The 16,836-nt window shown below is 28.9% G+C and carries 17 protein-coding genes and 1 riboswitch; of the genes, 2 read left to right on the top strand and 15 right to left on the bottom strand.

Translation table 11 applies throughout. The annotated features are described in order from the left end of the window. Window positions 1–49: 49 nt before the first annotated feature. The 12 genes from ispG to K0039_RS06415 form a co-directional block, all read right to left on the bottom strand. Entirely contained in the window at window positions 50–1,111 is a 1,062-nt protein-coding gene (gene ispG, locus K0039_RS06470; RefSeq protein ID WP_228104242.1) for a flavodoxin-dependent (E)-4-hydroxy-3-methylbut-2-enyl-diphosphate synthase, read from the bottom strand. Window positions 1,112–1,134: 23 nt separating this feature from the next. Then, entirely contained in the window at window positions 1,135–2,157 is a 1,023-nt protein-coding gene (gene rseP / locus K0039_RS06465; protein WP_228104241.1) for an RIP metalloprotease RseP, read from the bottom strand. Between the two features lie 27 nt (window positions 2,158–2,184). Then, the gene (locus tag K0039_RS06460; protein WP_228104240.1) at window positions 2,185–3,336 is read right to left on the bottom strand and encodes a 1-deoxy-D-xylulose-5-phosphate reductoisomerase; all 1,152 of its coding nucleotides are present in this window, start codon (window positions 3,334–3,336) and stop codon (window positions 2,185–2,187) included. Window positions 3,337–3,497: 161 nt separating this feature from the next. Then, entirely contained in the window at window positions 3,498–4,277 is a 780-nt protein-coding gene (locus K0039_RS06455) for a phosphatidate cytidylyltransferase (RefSeq protein ID WP_228104239.1), read from the bottom strand. An 11-nt stretch (window positions 4,278–4,288) separates the two neighbouring features. Further along, entirely contained in the window at window positions 4,289–5,023 is a 735-nt protein-coding gene (gene uppS, locus K0039_RS06450) for an undecaprenyl pyrophosphate synthase (protein WP_228104238.1), read from the bottom strand. Between the two features lie 30 nt (window positions 5,024–5,053). Next, window positions 5,054–5,257, bottom strand: coding sequence for a hypothetical protein (locus tag K0039_RS06445; protein ID WP_228104237.1), 204 nt, complete (start codon window positions 5,255–5,257; stop codon window positions 5,054–5,056). Between the two features lie 5 nt (window positions 5,258–5,262). After that, window positions 5,263–5,817, bottom strand: coding sequence for a ribosome recycling factor (frr, locus tag K0039_RS06440; RefSeq protein ID WP_228104236.1), 555 nt, complete (start codon window positions 5,815–5,817; stop codon window positions 5,263–5,265). Window positions 5,818–5,849: 32 nt separating this feature from the next. Continuing rightward, on the bottom strand, window positions 5,850–6,551 hold the full coding sequence (gene pyrH / locus K0039_RS06435) for a UMP kinase (RefSeq protein WP_228104235.1): 702 nt from the start codon (window positions 6,549–6,551) through the stop codon (window positions 5,850–5,852). Between the two features lie 94 nt (window positions 6,552–6,645). Continuing rightward, window positions 6,646–7,557 carry a translation elongation factor Ts gene (gene tsf / locus K0039_RS06430; RefSeq protein ID WP_228104234.1) on the bottom strand — a complete coding sequence of 304 codons (912 nt, stop codon included), beginning with the start codon at window positions 7,555–7,557 and terminating at the stop codon, window positions 6,646–6,648. Window positions 7,558–7,615: 58 nt separating this feature from the next. Further along, window positions 7,616–8,338, bottom strand: coding sequence for a 30S ribosomal protein S2 (rpsB, locus tag K0039_RS06425; protein WP_228104233.1), 723 nt, complete (start codon window positions 8,336–8,338; stop codon window positions 7,616–7,618). Between the two features lie 199 nt (window positions 8,339–8,537). Next, window positions 8,538–9,719 carry a D-alanyl-D-alanine carboxypeptidase family protein gene (locus tag K0039_RS06420; RefSeq protein ID WP_265589435.1) on the bottom strand — a complete coding sequence of 394 codons (1,182 nt, stop codon included), beginning with the start codon at window positions 9,717–9,719 and terminating at the stop codon, window positions 8,538–8,540. 80 nt (window positions 9,720–9,799) lie between these two features. Then, window positions 9,800–10,855: a potassium channel family protein gene (locus tag K0039_RS06415; RefSeq protein WP_228104231.1), complete on the bottom strand. Its 1,056-nt coding sequence runs from the start codon at window positions 10,853–10,855 to the stop codon at window positions 9,800–9,802. Window positions 10,856–11,156: 301 nt separating this feature from the next. Here K0039_RS06415 and K0039_RS21955 point away from each other — a divergent pair, with 301 nt between their 5' ends. Together K0039_RS21955 and K0039_RS06410 are read left to right on the top strand one after the other, a co-directional pair. Further along, the gene (locus K0039_RS21955) at window positions 11,157–11,285 is read left to right on the top strand and encodes a hypothetical protein (protein ID WP_265589434.1); all 129 of its coding nucleotides are present in this window, start codon (window positions 11,157–11,159) and stop codon (window positions 11,283–11,285) included. A 172-nt stretch (window positions 11,286–11,457) separates the two neighbouring features. Beyond that, window positions 11,458–11,958, top strand: a complete 501-nt coding sequence (locus K0039_RS06410; RefSeq protein ID WP_228104230.1) for a CarD family transcriptional regulator — start codon at window positions 11,458–11,460, stop codon at window positions 11,956–11,958. 177 nt (window positions 11,959–12,135) lie between these two features. Here K0039_RS06410 and K0039_RS06405 read toward each other — a convergent pair whose 3' ends face one another. The 3 genes from K0039_RS06405 to K0039_RS06395 all read right to left on the bottom strand — a co-directional run bounded on the left by K0039_RS06405 (window position 12,136) and on the right by K0039_RS06395 (window position 16,269). Then, window positions 12,136–13,896 carry a hypothetical protein gene (locus K0039_RS06405; RefSeq protein ID WP_228104229.1) on the bottom strand — a complete coding sequence of 587 codons (1,761 nt, stop codon included), beginning with the start codon at window positions 13,894–13,896 and terminating at the stop codon, window positions 12,136–12,138. Window positions 13,897–14,072: 176 nt separating this feature from the next. After that, entirely contained in the window at window positions 14,073–14,774 is a 702-nt protein-coding gene (locus K0039_RS06400; RefSeq protein WP_228104228.1) for a PepSY domain-containing protein, read from the bottom strand. A 124-nt stretch (window positions 14,775–14,898) separates the two neighbouring features. Next, complete coding sequence (locus K0039_RS06395; protein WP_228104227.1) at window positions 14,899–16,269, bottom strand: alanine/glycine:cation symporter family protein; 1,371 nt, start codon at window positions 16,267–16,269, stop codon at window positions 14,899–14,901. Between the two features lie 303 nt (window positions 16,270–16,572). After that, window positions 16,573–16,661: riboswitch (glycine riboswitch) on the bottom strand. Window positions 16,662–16,836 lie beyond the last annotated feature (175 nt).

Genomic DNA, 16,836 nt, shown 5'->3' with positions numbered 1-16,836 from the left:
TTCTAAAATAAAAAAAGACGAACTAATTAAAGTTCGTCTTTTACAGATTCTATTTATCAAATTTATTTATTTCTTCTAGTAACTCTTCTACTAATGAATCGCCTTTTATTTTTCTAACTATTTCACCTTTTTTAAATAAAAGACCTTCTCCTTGTCCACCAGCAATGCCTATATCAGCTTCTCTAGCTTCACCAGGACCGTTAACAGCACATCCCATAATAGCTACTGTCATATTTTTATTTATATCTTTTATTTTTTCTTCTACTTCATTTGCTACACTTATTAAATCAATATTACATCTTCCACAAGTTGGACAAGATACTATTTTTATTTTATCATTTAATAAATTTAAACTTCTAAGTATATCTTTACCTACATGAACTTCTTCTACAGGATCTCCTGTTAATGAAATTCTTATCGTATCACCAATTCCATTCATTAAAAGTGAACCAACACCTATAGATGATTTAATTGTTCCTTTTTTAATTCCACCAGCTTCAGTTATACCTAAGTGAAGAGGATAATCAACTTTTTCACTCATAAGAGTATAAGCTTCTACTGCAGTGTATATGTCTGAAGATTTTAAAGATATAACTATGTTATAAAAATCTAAGTCTTCTAGAATCTTAATATGTGCTAATGCACTTTCAACAAGAGCTTCTGGTGTGGCATGGCCATATTTTTCTAATAAATGTTTTTCTAAAGAACCACCATTTACTCCAATTCTTATTTTCAAATTTCTTTCTTTACATTTTTCAACTACTGCTTTCACTCTATCAATACTTCCAATATTCCCTGGATTTATTCTAATACCGTCTACGCCTTCTTCTATAGCTTTTAAAGCTAACTTGTAGTCAAAATGTATATCTGCAATTAAAGGTATATGTATTCCTGCTTTTATTTTACCTAAATTTTCAGCAGCTTCCATATCAGGAACAGCAACTCTTACTGCGTCACATCCTGCTTCTTCTAATCTTTTTATTTGTTCTATTGTTTTCACAGCATCTCTAGTATCTGTTGTTGTCATAGACTGAACTGCAATTGGATTATTTCCTCCAATTTTTATATTACCTAGAGATACTTCTCTTGTTTTTTTTCTATTATAACTCAAAACTTCACCTTCTATTTATCTATTTAGAATTTAATTACTCCTTTAAATAATTTAGTTACATCATTATAAGTGATGAAAACCATGAATGCCATTAATGCACAGAAACCTATCATATTGATCATGGCTTCTTTGTCTGGATTTATTTTCTTTCCACCTCTTATCCATTCAATGAAAAGTAATAATAATCTTCCTCCATCTAACGCAGGGAATGGAACTAGATTTATTATTCCAAGGTTTAAACTTATTATAGAGCCTAGATATAATAAATTCAATATACCTGTCTTAGCTGCCCCTGAGACTATACTAATTACTCCAACTGGTCCTGCAACAGAATTTGTAAGTCCACCAGGCACAGTTCCTGTTATCATTTGTTTTAAGAAAGTTATCATTTGCATTGTCATTTGTCCAGTCTGTATAAATGATTGCTTTATTGCATTAACTATGTTTCTATCTTTTTTATAGGTTACACCTATCTTGTATGTTCCATCTTCGTTTTTTTCTGGCATAACATTTACTTTTACTGTTTTATCGTTTCTATCAACAGTAATGTTTAATTCTCCTCCATTAGATGAGGATATTATTTTAGTAAACTCATTCCATGAATTAATTTCTTCTCCATTTACACTTTTTACTATATCTCCAGATTGTAAATTTGCCTTAGCCGCTGGTGTATTGTCCAATATTTCTAAAGTAGTTGTTGGAGACCCCATGTAAATAAACACTGGAATTAAAAAAATCACGGCTAAAACTAAGTTAAAAAATGGTCCTGCAAATATAACACTAGCTCTTTGAAGTATGGATTTTGTCCCAAATGAACCTGGTTTATTTGAGTCTTCGTCTTCACCTTCCATAGATACGTATCCACCTATTGGTAAAATCCTAATTGAATACATAGTTCCATTTTTTTCTTTACCAAATAATTTTGGTCCCATACCTATGGCAAATTCATGAACTGTAATTCCATTTTTCTTTGCAAAAATAAAATGACCAAATTCATGTATTAATATTATTACTCCAAAAAGTAATAAAGCTGCTATTATAGTCATATATTCACCTTCCTAATTCTAATACTATTATTTAAGTAAGTTAGATAATAATTGTCTAGTTTCTTTGTCAACTTCTAAAATATCTTCTAAAGTTGGATTACTTCTATTATTATGCTGCTCTAAACTTCTTTCTATGTAATATGGTATGTCATAAAATCCAATTTTATCCTCTAAAAATTCATTTACTAAAACTTCATTGGCAGCATTTAATACTGTTGGATATGTCCCACCTAACTTTAATACTTTAAATGCCAATTGTAAACAAGGGAATGTTTCCATATCTGGTTTCTCAAAAGTTAATGTAGCTATTTTAGCTAAATCTAATCTTTCAAAGTCTGTTTCAGATCTTTTAGGATAAGTTAGAGCATACTCTATTGGTAATCTCATATCTGGGCAACCTAATTGAGCCATCACTGAACTATCTTTAAAAGATACCATGGAGTGAATTATACTTTGTGGGTGAACTACTATATCAATATCTTCCACATCCACATCAAATAACCACTTAGCTTCTATTACTTCTAGACCTTTATTCATAAGCGTTGACGAATCTATACTTATTTTTCTTCCCATATCCCAGTTAGGATGTTTAAGAGCTTGATTTTTTGTAACATTAATTAGCTCTTCTTTCTTTTTACCCCTAAAAGGCCCACCTGAAGCTGTTAATATTATCTTTTCTACATCTTTTTTTCTTTCTCCATTTAAACATTGGAATATGGCACTATGCTCACTATCAACTGGCAAAATCTCCACATTATTTTTCTTTGCTTCTTCCATTACAATCTCACCAGCCGTAACTAGTGTTTCCTTATTTGCAAGAGCTATTGTTTTTCTTGCTTTTATTGCAGACATAGTTGGCACAAGTCCTATCATTCCAACAACAGCAGTTAAGACAACATCTACTTCTTTTAGTTCACATATCTTAACTAATCCTTCCATAGAACTTAACACTTCTATATCTATATTATTTGGAATCATATTCTTTAATTTGTTTGCACTTTTTTCATTATATACTGCAACATATTTAGGATTAAATTCTAATATTTGTTCTAATAATAAATCTACGCTGCTATTTGCAGAAATAGCAACTACTTCAAACTTATCTTTATTTTTTCTAATCACATCTAAAGTTTGAGTACCTATAGATCCTGTAGAACCTAGTATAGTAATTTTTTTCATAAAAAATTCCTTTCTCAGTCATATATTGTAATTTGTCTTTACTTATGTATTATATCATTATTACTATTATTATTTGCAATATTCATCAAAATTTCAAATAATAAATTTGCAAGACTTATTTTAATTATAAACAAAAAAGCTCCAGTCTAACTGAAGCTAAATCATTTTATAAATAAGGTTATTACACTATACACAAATGGTGCAACTAGTATTACACTATCAAATCTATCTAGTATTCCACCATGTCCTGGTATTAATTTCCCATAATCTTTAATTCCAACATATCTTTTTATTGACGAGGCAAATAAATCTCCAAATTGAGCAACTAAACTTCCAAAGAAACCTAAAAATAATATTACTTTTAAATCAATTTTGAAGAAATACCCAAATACTAAGCATATTAATGAGGAGCCTAATATGCCTCCCACACTTCCTTCTACAGTCTTTTTAGGACTCACTTTAGGAATTAGTTTATGCTTTCCAAATAAGTAGCCTGCAAAATATGCAAATGTATCTGTCATAAATGCAATAATAAATATTAACCAAACATAAATATTTCCTTCTGAGAAGTTATCCATAGTTAATACTATAAAGTCTATTAGTACTGCCACATAAAAAATCCCAAAGAAGGTAACTACTATATCTATAATATTTCTTTTTACCATTAATATTGGTGCTATCGATATTAAGAATAATATAAATATTAATGTATAAGTATAAGATATTGGTAATTGAAGATAGTTTTTAATTAGTAAATAAATAGAAAAAATATAACCTATATAATATAATGGCTTAATATCCTTTTGTTCAAATGCCTTATAAAACTCATTTAAGGCAATTGAGATTATTATAGCTTCTCCTATATATAAAGGTGTTCCTCCAAATATTATAAGGATAAATAATGGAACTAATAATAATCCTGCTATAACTCTTGTTCTCATAGGTATTCTCCTTATTTTATTCCACCAAATCTTCTATCTCGATTTTGATATGTAAAAATAGCTTTTTGGAGCTCTTTTTCATCAAAATCAGGCCAATGAACATTTGTGAAGTAAAATTCTGCATATGCAACTTCCCATAATAAGAAATTACTAAGTCTTTCTTCTCCACTAGTTCTTATTACTAAATCTGGATCCGGAATGCATTTTGTACTTAAATGATTACTTATAGTATTTTCGTCAATTTCATCTAAATTTATTTTACCAACTTTAACATCTTTTATAATATCAACTAGTGCATTTTTTATATCTAATCTTCCGCCATAGTTTAAAGCTAAATTTAAATTACACCCTGTATTATTTTTAGTTAATTCTATGCCATTATTTAATTCTTTTACACATTGACTTGGTAAACTATCTATATCTCCTACAGCTGTCAATTTAACATTTTCTTTATGTAATGTAGCCACTTCATTTTTCAAATAAGTAGATAATAAATTCATCAATGTATCTACTTCTAATTTAGGTCTTTTCCAATTTTCTGTTGAAAATGCATACAAAGTAACATGTTTAACATTTAGCTTCTTACATTCTCTAAGTACTGTTCTTATAGTTTCTACACCAGCTTTATGTCCTGCAGTTCTAGGTAAAAACTTACTTTTAGCCCATCTTCCGTTACCATCCATTATAATTGCGATGTGATTTGGAACTCTGTTTAAATCTATATCATAAAACAAATTGTTTTTCATATTCATACTCCAAATATTATTTCTGACTCCTTATATTAAGGAGCCAGAAAAGTAAGTTACAAATAACTCTACGTTATTTTCTTTTTCTGTAATTTTGATTACTCTAGGATAAATTAATTTATCCTTATCTTTCTTACCTTGAAGAATTGTTGTAGTATATTTTATTTCTTTATTATCAAAATATTCTTTAACTTCATCTAAAGGAAGGCCTAATAGCTCATAGTACTTTTTCAAAGTTATTATACCGCCATTATATCTTTTTCTTTAGCATCTAATAATACATCTATTTCTTTAATATATTTATCAGTCATTTTTTGCACATTGTCTTGTGCTTTTTTTAATTCATCCTCAGTTATTTCGCCTTCTTTTTCTAACTTTTTAAGTTTGTCGTTAGCGTCTCTTCTTTCGTTTCTTAATCTAACTTTAAAATCTTCTGAAGATTTTTTAGCTTGTTTACAAAGTTCTTTTCTTCTTTCTTCAGTTAATGCTGGAACAGATATTCTTATAACTTCTCCATCATTTGTTGGGTTAAACCCTAAATCTGAGTTTCTTATAGCTTTTTCTATTTCTTTCATTGCACTTTTGTCCCAAGGGTTTATCATTAATGTTCTTGGTTCTGGTACTGATATAGATCCAACTTGATTAATAGGAGTTGGAGTTCCATAATAATCAACTCTTAATTTATCTAGCATTTGTGCATTTGCTCTACCTGCTCTTATTGTTGAAAATTCATTTTTTAGAGCTTCTATTGCTTTGTCCATTTGTTGTTGTAATTTGTCTTGTACTTCTTTCATTTTTACTCCTCCTTCGTTTAATTAGTTTTTAATTAATGTACAATTGTTCCTATATTTTCTCCGTACACTGCTTTTAATATATTCTCTGTTGTTAGCTCAAATACCTTTATTGGAATACTATTATCCATACATAAAGATGTTGCAGTTGAGTCCATAACTTTTAATTCCTTTTGTAGTACTTCTATATATGATAATTCATTAAACTTTTTAGCATCAGCATGTAAAACTGGATCTTTATCATACACACCATCAACTTTTTTAGCTAATAATATTATTTCCGCTTCCATTTCTGCTGCTCTTAAGGCTGCAGCTGTATCAGTTGAGAAATATGGATTTCCAGTTCCCGAACCAAATATTACAACTCTTTCTTTTTCTAAATGTCTTACAGCTTTTCTTCTTATATATGGTTCTGCAATTTCTTTCATTTCTATTGCAGTTTGTACTCTAGTTTCTACATCTATATTTTCTAAGGCATCCTGAAGAGCCATAGCATTCATAACTGTAGCAAGCATTCCTATGTAGTCAGCTGTTGTTCTATCCATACCTTCAGAAGTTCTTCCTCTCCAGAAGTTTCCTCCACCTACTACAACAGCAACTTCAACACCAATTTCTTGTACTTTTTTAATAGCCACTGCTATCTCATTAACAACTTCATTGTTTATTCCAAATCCTTTGTCACCAGCTAGTGCTTCACCACTTAGCTTAAGTAATACTCTTTTGTACTCAGGTTCCATAGAAATCCTCCCGTTTGCATTTCATATACATTTTTTATTATTTATTCTATTTTTTAAAAAAGAGAACACATAAGTGCTCTCTTTTGGTTAACTATTACTTAAGTTGCTTAGCAACTTCTTCAGCAAAGTTTTCTTCTTTCTTTTCTATACCTTCACCAACTTCGAATCTTACAACTCTACCAACTTGTATGTCTGAACCAACTTCTTTAGCAGTGTTTGCTACTAATTTCTTTATAGTTAAATCAGAATCTTTTACGAATGTTTGTTCTAACAAGCAAACTTCTTTTAATTCTTTTTCTAATCTACCTTTAACCATTTTCTCAACTATGTTAGCAGGTTTTCCTTCGTTTAACGCTTGAGCAGTTAAAACTTCTGTTTCATGAGCTATATAAGTTTGATCAACATCATCTCTTGAAACATATTTTGGGTTCATAGCAGCAACTTGCATAGCTATATCTTTACCCATTGTTAATACTTTTTCATCTCTTGCTTCAGTTAATAATTCAACTAAAACACCTATTTTTCCAGCTCCATGTATGTATCCAGCTATTTGGCCTTCAGTAGTTAATTTTTCGAATCTTCTGAAGTCTAATTTTTCACCTATTTTAGCTATTCTATCGTTTAATACGTCTTTTAACGCTTTTCCTTCTTTGTGATTTTCAGCTAATAATACTTCTATTTCAGTAGCTTCAGTAGCTAATGCCATTTCAGCAGCATCCTTAACGAATACTTTGAAATCTTCATTTTTAGCAACGAAGTCAGTTTCTGAGTTTACTTCTACTATTGCAGCAACAGTATTGTCAGCATTTACTTCTATAGTTACTAAACCTTCAGCAGCAACTCTATCAGCTTTTTTAGCAGCTTTTGATAAACCTTTTTCTCTTAATAAATCTATCGCTTTTTCCATGTTAGCTTCAGCTTCTTGTAAAGCTTTTTTGCAATCAAGCATTCCAGCTCCAGTAGTTTCTCTTAATTCTTTAACCATTTGTGCAGTTATGTTAGCCATTATTATTCCTCCTATATATTCTAAATGGTAAGGGACCCCCCTTACCATTTATTTTTTTTTATTGTTCTTGAGTTTGTTCCTCAACAACTTCTTCTTCAGCACCTTGTCTACCTTCTATTACAGCAGTAGCCATTGCACCAGTTATTAATTTAACAGCTCTTATAGCATCATCATTTCCTGGTATTGGTAAATCTAATTCATCTGGATCACAGTTTGTATCAACTATACCAACTACTGGTATACCTAATCTGTGAGCTTCTTGTATAGCTATATTTTCTTTTCTTGGGTCTACTACGAATATAGCTCCTGGTAATTCAGGCATGTCTTTTATTCCGCCTAAGTATTTTTCTAATTTTTCTTTTTCAGCGTTTAATTTTATAACTTCTTTTTTAGGAAGAACGTTGAATACACCTTCGTTTTCCATTTTTTCTAATTCTCTTAATTTTTTAATTCTTGTTTGAATTGTTTGGTGGTTAGTTAACATTCCACCTAACCATCTTTCGTTTACGAAGAACATTCCACATCTTTCAGCTTCTTCTTTTATAGCTTCTTGAGCTTGTTTCTTAGTTCCTACGAATAAGATTGGCTTTCCAGTTTCAGCTACTTCTTTAACGAATTTGTAAGCTTCTTCAACTTTTTTAACTGTTTTTTGTAAATCTATTATATAGATTCCGTTTCTTTCTGTGAAGATGAATCTTGACATTTTAGGATTCCATCTTCTTGTTTGATGTCCAAAGTGAACACCAGCTTCTAATAATTGTTTCATTGATATTACTGACATATTGTACCTCCTTGGTTTTGTACCTCCGGCATGATCAACTCCCTAAAAAACCATTTTATGGCACCTTTTAAGGATCCCATAGCCGTGTGTGATGTTTATATTTTATTTTTTCACCTCTGATAGTATAACATAGGAAAAAATAAATTTCAATATAATTTAATATAACCTTACATTATAATTATTAACTAATCTTTAGATATTAATCTGCAAACAAAATTTTTATTCTTGTTTTTAATGAAATATCACATAAGTCTTCTCTACTTACTATTTCACTAGTGCCTAAAATTTCTCCATCATCATTATAGTATTTTATTACACCTAATACGTCACCTTTTTTAATAGGTAATTTAATCTCCTTAAATGTGAGTTGTGTATTTATATTTTCATCATTTTTTTTAACTATTATTAAATCATCTTCACTTTCTAAGGTAATTTCTAACTCTTCTAGTCCCTTTAAATATTTTTTACCAATTAAATCTTCTTTACTCATAACTTTCTGTGTAGTAAAATTTTCTTTTCCATACTTAAGCATTGCAAGACACGCTTGAATTCTTTTATTTTTATGATTAGCTCCAAGAGATACCCCTATTAATCTATTTTCTATATTTTTAGTATCTTCATCGATTTTCATTGAAAAAGCTAAACAGTATCCTGCATTACCTGTATATCCTGTTTTTATTCCATCTACCTCAGGTATTATGGAAAGGAGTCCATTGGTGTTATTTTTACAAAAACCTCTTTTTGAATAGGTGTAAGTTTGCATATCTGTTATGGCTGTCACTTCTTTTTCATAATTATCCATCATAAACTTACCTAATTTTGCAATATCTCTTGCTGTAGAGATATTTTCTTTTGGTGGCTTTTTAGGATCAGATAAACTATATATTGGAAGACCATTACAATTTACAAATGAGGTATTTGTCATCCCTATTTCTTTTGCTCTTTTATTCATTCTCTCTACAAATTTTTCTTCACTTTTTCCAATATGTTTTGATATTGCTACTGCTGCATCATTTCCTGATACTATCATTAAGCCCTTCATAAGCTCTATCAGTGGTACCTTTTCTCCTTCTTTTAATTTATAAGAAGATCCTCTTACTTTTGCTATATCTTTGTCCACAACAATAATATCTTGAGGATTTACCTCCTTATTATTAATTGCTTCGATAGCAATTAAAAATGTCATCATCTTACTAAGACTGGCCAAAGGTCTTTTTTCATCAGGATTTTTTTCATACAAAGCTCTACCAGTGTCTTGGTCAATTAATATAGATGACTTGGAAAACTTGTCTACATTTGTATTTTCACCATAAGAAATACTAGGAATAACGATACTTATAATGATTAGAAAAACTAGTAATACTTGTGCTCCTTTTTTCAAAATTCTCACCTTCTTGGTAATTTTAGTCTAAATTATTTTTCCCCTTTAATTGAGTAATAATCTTGAATTATTTTCTAGGATTATTTTATCATTCTTGAGAATAATACAGATGTCCATGTGGCATGTATTGTTATTCCTAAAAAAACTTCTAGACATACTAACATTTTGCTTAATAAACCAAAGGCAATAAAATCGCCATATCCCACAGTGCTAAATGTCATCATGGAAAAATACCAAGATTCCATATAAAAAGTAACAAAATCATAAAGTGAATATGTATTATTTAACAAATTTATTTTTATTAATCCGTGGTAAAGACTTTTTATTCCTGTAAATAAGTATATAAAAGCAAATAAGCTTATAATTGAAAAACTTATTAATAATAGTTTTATAGGCTTTTCTCCATAACCTATAAAATGTTTTGATAAAAAATCAAAAAAATCATTAACTAAATAGTCCCTATACCCGTTGTACTTCTTGCTTTTCAAGAAATTACTAGCATAATTTCTTTCATTATAATAATAGTAACCAATATTTTCGTTATCTTCTGTTATTTTTGCCTGTATTCTTGCTATCTTATAATTATTTCTACCACATAAGGAGCTTTCTTTATTATAATATGTATCTTTTAAAATAAATTTTGTATATGGTGAGAAAACAATTCCATCTAAACGAGGAAAGCTAACACATTTTTCTACTATAAGTTTCTGTCCATTGAAATCTGATTTTTCAAAGACTTCTTCATTTATATATTTAGTATTAAAAATAGTTTTATGGAATATACAGTTTCCTAAAAAAGCTGATTGCTTAAAGCAAATGTAAGATTCAAACTGGGCATTTGTAAAATCTACAGTATTTTTAAATATAAAATCACTAAAGTTAGCTTCAGCTTTAAATATAGCTTCGCAAAATTTTAATTTTTCATACTCAAAGTTTACTATTTTACTAATATAAAATTTATCCTCAAAACAAAATCCTGTAAAATCACTAATTTCACCTTTTTTTATATACGCATCAAATAAAGCTCTTTCTCTTTTATTTTTGTTTTCTTTGTGAAAAAGACAATAACCAGATGAGCCCGCATGTCTACTGCACTTTAAATTTCTATCTTCATTAGAAACCCACTTACAATTCATTTTTGCCTCCTATCAGTTAAATCTAGTATTAGTTTTTATTAATAGAATTTTTATATACATCATTATTATATTATGAGCTCATCACCAAAACTTTAAATCTACAATCTAGATTTTATAGTTTTTGATTTTTTATTGTATTTAGGATTTTTTAAATATTTAAATTTTCCATAATTCTCTAATTTTGAATCGACATTAACTCATCCCTCTCATACAATATATATTATAAAAACAAAACAACTAAAATGCGGGGATTAAACATGAATGAGAATTCAACTTCTAATAATTTGGCTTTAACTGAAAAATGATACGAAGAAATAGCTTAAATTTAGGCTATGAGCCTTCTTTCGCAGACTCTAGCCTTAATTTCTTTGGAGTAAGTAGTGGAATTATATATACTAATTTAGATACTACTACTTTTGAAAATTGTTAATTATGAAGTTCTCTAAAAATGAACCTATAGCTAATTAGCCATGGGTTTATTTTTGTGTATTTTATAAATCTTACATACACCATGCAAAGTATGATAGAATATAAGTATAGCGCAAAGTTTTGATAAGTTAATCCCATTTATCAAAATTATTATTATAAGGGGTGATTCTTACATGTTTAGCAAAAATGATTATGTAATTTATGGTTCAATGAGTGTTTGTAAAATATTAGATATTGTAGAAGAAGAAAATATCTACATAGGCCGTAAATCCTATTATGTAATACAACCAGTTTATTCTGATAAAAATACTATCATCAAAGTTCCTACCGACAATAAAAAAGTAGTTATGAGACACCTTCTATCAGAGAAAGAAGTACTATCAATAATAAAAAGTATACCTAATCTAGATGTACTTAAAATTGAAAATGATAGACAAAGAAGTGAGCACTTTAAATCAGTAATAAAAAATAATGAGTGTGAAGAACTTGCTCAGGTAGTAAAAAGTATTACTCTTATCGAACAAGAGAAATTATCTATTGGGAAAAAAATATCTAAAACAGATGAAGATTTTAAAAAGACTGCTGAAAAATTAATAGATGAGGAATTTGCCACAGTTCTAAATATACCTGTCCAAGACGTACCTTCTTTTATCTTAAATAATATTCCACAGTAGAGTAGGGTTTTTTAACCTTATCTTATTTAAATTACGGCTTATTTTACAAATAATTCCATTTACTTTTATGAATGGATAACTTATAATTATATTCATAAGTGGGAACTTATACATCTAGTATAAGTATGACGCTAGCCCAAATAAAAGAGCCGTATTTTATACGGCTCTTTTTCATGTTTAAATCATATTAAAATAGTCAAACAAAGTAAATGAATTTTCTGGAACAAAACTTTCCAACCTATCTTTTGCCAATTTAATATACCACGACTTATCTAACTTCTCCGGTATTTCTTTATTAATTACCCTATGATTATCAATAAAAACTCTATCAGGAGTATAACTTATCTTTTCTAATTTTCCATCACTTTTCATTTTCATTATGGCATTGTCACTGCTGGATTTACTAGCAAATACTCTAAGTACCTTAAGATTTATATTTTCTCTACCATAAACTGCATGACTATATTTACCTGTGATTTTAACACATTTTTGAAAATCCATTAGGTCATTACTATCATTAATCGTTTTTTCTATTTCTACGTTATTTATCAACTTTTCTTTAATAGCTTTATTTACAATAAATAAATCATTGTCTACTAAACTTAGTTTTTTCACATAAGCACCCTTACTCTTTATGCTATTATCTTCTTTAACATATACATAATTATTTACATCTTTTTGAATTATTTTTCTAATGAAATCATGATCTAAATTCATTTTTGTTCTTTCGCTCCACTCTTGACAGATCTGTAAATATTTGTTCACATCTTCTTTAGACTTAAATTTAAACATGATACCATCTGTATTTCCTTGTATAAACTCTGCCCTATCACCAAATATTAATTCAACTTTTTCTATTAAATCAAGAAGTAATAACTGTCCATTAACACAAATAGCTATTCCTTGTCTTTGGTCATATAAATCATTATTTACATCTAAACATGCACCATATGTGGAGTTAAGTACAAGTTTAAGTGATTTTTCTATAGGATTTTTTTCTTTTTTAAATTTAAATCTTGTATCTCTTATTTCTTTAAACTTGCTTGGGTTTTGAACGTTTCTACTAAGAAGTTCATATTCTATCATAATAGATGGATAAAATGAACTAACATCGGAGTTCACAATAAAATCTTCACCTTTGTATTTTTTTCTTGCAGAATGAAGACCTCCCCATCCAAAATCTGTGTCAACTCCATATACATTTGCTCTTAGATATTTTTTAAAATCTCTATTATTATAATCTTCATACCACTGTTTTATATTATTATACTTGCTAAGTTCTATAGTATTGATTATTTCAAAGTCTGCTACATCTTCCCTAGGATAATTAGGCTTTTTAGCTCCAAGAATATGTGCACTTAACTGGGCCTCCGTTTTGTTCATCATACTTTCATCTAAGTTAAAATATTCTATTAATCCCAGTTGTGCCTCGTATTTGTAATAAACTTCTTGAAATACTTTAAAAGTCATTCTAACATCATGAAGACAATAAGTAGTAAGTTCTTCAATTTCTTCTTTTGTAGGATAGCTATTTAAATCAAAAGAGACAGTACTTTCTCTTATATCTTCTCCCATAAATAATTCCAATTCTTTTAAACTTCTATAACTGTCATTTAATTCAAAAATATTTATGGGAATTCTATTTAAACTTCTGTCTACTGCATAAGGAGAAATATTTTGTTCAATTATCTTTTCTGATATAATACCAGGATCTATTCCTGCAATTATTGCCTTCATTATCCATTGATCATATCCTTTTATATTATAACCTACCCAAACAGAGTCTTTATTTTTATTAAAGACTCTAAGAAATTCGTCTCTATTATTAATGATGATATGTTCTTTTTCTGTTTTATAATCTTTCATACAGCACATCCAAAATCCGCCTTTGGACAATACTTCAAAATCAATAATTATGCGTCTTCTCTCTTTTTTCATATGCCTATTCCTTTTTATTTTTATAATTATCTATATTATATATTTTACCTTATATACTCCTTTTAAAACTATCAGTTTTTATATTTAGAAATTAAAAACCTTAGAATGAATTTCACTTCACTCTAAGGTTTTTTTATTGACATTATTTATATTTTACCACTAAAAATTATTTTTTATTAATCATTATCTTTTTCAAATTCTGTTATTTTTCCTGTCATAGCATTAACTGTTATTTCATATTCATAGTTACCTTTTCTTAGTTCGCCTTCATATTCTGGTGTTTTGTCATTATCTAACTCAAATTTAACTATTTTTGTTCCTGGGACTTTCTTTAACATTATCTCTTTTGCTCTAGTTTCTCCTACTAACTTTTTAGAAGAAGTTATTACTTTTTCTTTTTCAAATTCTGTTATTTTTCCACTTTTAGCATTTACTGATATTTCATATTCATAGTTACCTTTTCTTAATTCACCTTCATATTCTGCTGTATCATCCTTATCTAATTTAAATTTAACTATTTCTGCTCCTGGGACTTTCTTTAACATTATCTCTTTTGCCTTAGCTTCTCCTATGTATTTTGAAGAAGATTTTTTTATTTTTTCCTTTTCGTAATCTGTTATTTTTCCGCTATTAGCATTTACATCTATTTCGTACTTATAACTTCCTTTTGTTAATTCTCCTTCGTACTCTGGAGTCTTATCATTATCTAATCTAAATTTAACTATCTTAGCTCCTGGAACTTTCTTTAACATAATTTCCTTTGCTTTTGTACTTCCTATATGTTTAGATGCTGCATCCGCCACTTCTACTTGTGATAATACTGTTGATGATGTAAGAACAACACCTAAAGCTACTGCTACCATTTTGTTTAATTTCATTGAAATCTCTCCTTTTTTATTTTTTACACTATATATACAAAGGTTAAGTTCTATTTTGAGTACCTTTTTTATAAAAAAATAAAAGTTTTTTAAAACTTCATTGAAATATTCAAAATCTGTTATTTTAGCTTATTTTTTCTCTATCTGATTTATTTTTTTCATCCAAATAATCTAGGTATAATTTAGTTTCAGATATGATTATTGGAGATAAAGCAAGTAAAGCAATTAAATTTGGTAGTGCCATAAGACCGTTTACAATATCAGCTATAACCCAAACCACTTCTAATTTTAAAAATGCACCAAGCAACACCATAAGTACAAATAAACCTCTAAACAAATTTATTTTTTTAACTCCAAATAAAAATTCAAAACATCTTTCTCCATAATAACTCCATCCAAGGATAGTTGTAAATGCAAATAAACTTAAACTTATTGTTAAAAGTATCGGTCCTAAATTTGGAAGTACTGATGCAAAAGCTGATTGAGTCATTATGGCTCCATTTAAATCACTTTGCCAAACACCTGAAATTATTAAAGATACTCCTGTTAAGGTACAAATTATTATACTATCTATAAATGTTCCTGTCATTGATATTAGACCTTGCTCTGCTGGCCACTTAGTTTTTGCTGCAGCAGCTGCAATTGGAGCACTACCAAGACCTGATTCATTTGAAAATACACCACGAGCTATACCATTTCTAATAGCCATTGATACAGTTGCTCCAATAAAACCTCCCGCAGCTGCTTGACCAGTAAAAGCACTTTTAAATATTAATACAAATGTTTCTGGTATTAATGTATAAGATTTACCCAAAATAGTAAGACATATTAATATATATGCTACTGTCATAAAAGGAACTATTTTAGTCGCCACCTTTGATATACTTTGTAGCCCTCCAAATACAACTAAAGCAACACAAATTGACAATATAACTCCTGTTATTTTGGGGTCTATGTTAAAAGAACCTTGTACTGCATCTGTAATTGAATTAACTTGTGAAAAAGTACCAATCCCTAAAAGTGCTACTAATATACCACTTACAGCAAAGAATGATGCTAAAGGTCTCCATTTTTCCCCCATACCATTTACTATATAGTACATTGGACCACCAGATACTTGGCCATTTTTATCTTTAGTTCTAAATTTTATAGCAAGTAAACCTTCAGAATACTTAGTTGCCATTCCAAAGAAGGCAGCAAGCCACATCCAAAATAATGCACCTGGTCCACCAGCTTTAATTGCTGTAGCAACTCCAACTATATTACCTGTTCCTATTGTTGCTGCAAGAGCTGTACATAAAGCTCCAAAACTTGAAATATCTCCATTACCCTCATTTTCAGCTTTAAAAATTAATTTTAATGCTTTAGGTAATCTGATAATTTGTATTAGTCCCAATCTTACTGTAAGATAAATACCTGTACCTACTAGCAAGACTAATAATGGTGGTCCCCATATAAAGCTATCCACCTGGTTTAATAAGTTAAGAAAATCCATAAAAAACACTCCTTTTGTAATTAAATAATTTAAGTACAAAATCACATAATCCTTTATGAATAAAGACAAGGATAAATTGCATCCTGCATACAATAATAACATGCAGTTTGCTAAAAATATAATAATTTCGAATATGTATGAACTATAAAAGTATCCCTCTATTTTCCATTAAATAGTTTGAGATTACAGTTTATCTGCAAATGAAATAAGCTGTAATTTCATTCAAACTAAAAAATACTAAATCATAAAGATAATTTAGTATAGGATTTCATACATATTAAAGAAAAGCATAAGTATGCTTTATGTATATTCTCTGTCCTTTTGCCTGAGAGATTGAGCAGTTAAGCCTTGCCCCTTCGGCTCCCTTTACGGGTCTCTCCAGAGTTTCCTATTCTTTACAGTCCCACTTTTATAAAAAGTACCTGAGAGTATGACTCCTTCGGTGTGTCCTAAGACAACTCTTCTGTAAAGCTTCATCAGATTATTGACTTGTTAACTTGTAACAATAATAGTATATTATCTTCTAATACTTGTCAAATAATTAATTTAAATTTCCATATAAAATTA

The organism is Terrisporobacter mayombei (genome assembly GCF_020748465.1).
Lineage (GTDB): Bacteria > Bacillota > Clostridia > Peptostreptococcales > Peptostreptococcaceae > Terrisporobacter > Terrisporobacter mayombei.
Note: the sequence above shows the minus strand (reverse complement) of the source record. Positions and strands in the feature narration are given on the sequence as shown.

Coding starts and splice junctions, on each gene's coding strand:
- rpsB (WP_228104233.1), bottom strand. CDS start 8,338: ATGTCAGTAATATCAATGAAACAATTATTAGAAGCTGGTGTTCACTTT.
- K0039_RS21955 (WP_265589434.1), top strand. CDS start 11,157: ATGATACGAAGAAATAGCTTAAATTTAGGCTATGAGCCTTCTTTCGCA.
- K0039_RS06405 (WP_228104229.1), bottom strand. CDS start 13,896: ATGAAAAAAGAGAGAAGACGCATAATTATTGATTTTGAAGTATTGTCC.
- frr (WP_228104236.1), bottom strand. CDS start 5,817: ATGAAAGAAGTACAAGACAAATTACAACAACAAATGGACAAAGCAATA.
- K0039_RS06395 (WP_228104227.1), bottom strand. CDS start 16,269: ATGGATTTTCTTAACTTATTAAACCAGGTGGATAGCTTTATATGGGGA.
- rseP (WP_228104241.1), bottom strand. CDS start 2,157: ATGACTATAATAGCAGCTTTATTACTTTTTGGAGTAATAATATTAATA.
- tsf (WP_228104234.1), bottom strand. CDS start 7,557: ATGGCTAACATAACTGCACAAATGGTTAAAGAATTAAGAGAAACTACT.
- K0039_RS06460 (WP_228104240.1), bottom strand. CDS start 3,336: ATGAAAAAAATTACTATACTAGGTTCTACAGGATCTATAGGTACTCAA.
- uppS (WP_228104238.1), bottom strand. CDS start 5,023: ATGAAAAACAATTTGTTTTATGATATAGATTTAAACAGAGTTCCAAAT.
- K0039_RS06410 (WP_228104230.1), top strand. CDS start 11,458: ATGTTTAGCAAAAATGATTATGTAATTTATGGTTCAATGAGTGTTTGT.
- K0039_RS06400 (WP_228104228.1), bottom strand. CDS start 14,774: ATGAAATTAAACAAAATGGTAGCAGTAGCTTTAGGTGTTGTTCTTACA.
- pyrH (WP_228104235.1), bottom strand. CDS start 6,551: ATGGAACCTGAGTACAAAAGAGTATTACTTAAGCTAAGTGGTGAAGCA.
- K0039_RS06455 (WP_228104239.1), bottom strand. CDS start 4,277: ATGAGAACAAGAGTTATAGCAGGATTATTATTAGTTCCATTATTTATC.
- K0039_RS06415 (WP_228104231.1), bottom strand. CDS start 10,855: ATGAATTGTAAGTGGGTTTCTAATGAAGATAGAAATTTAAAGTGCAGT.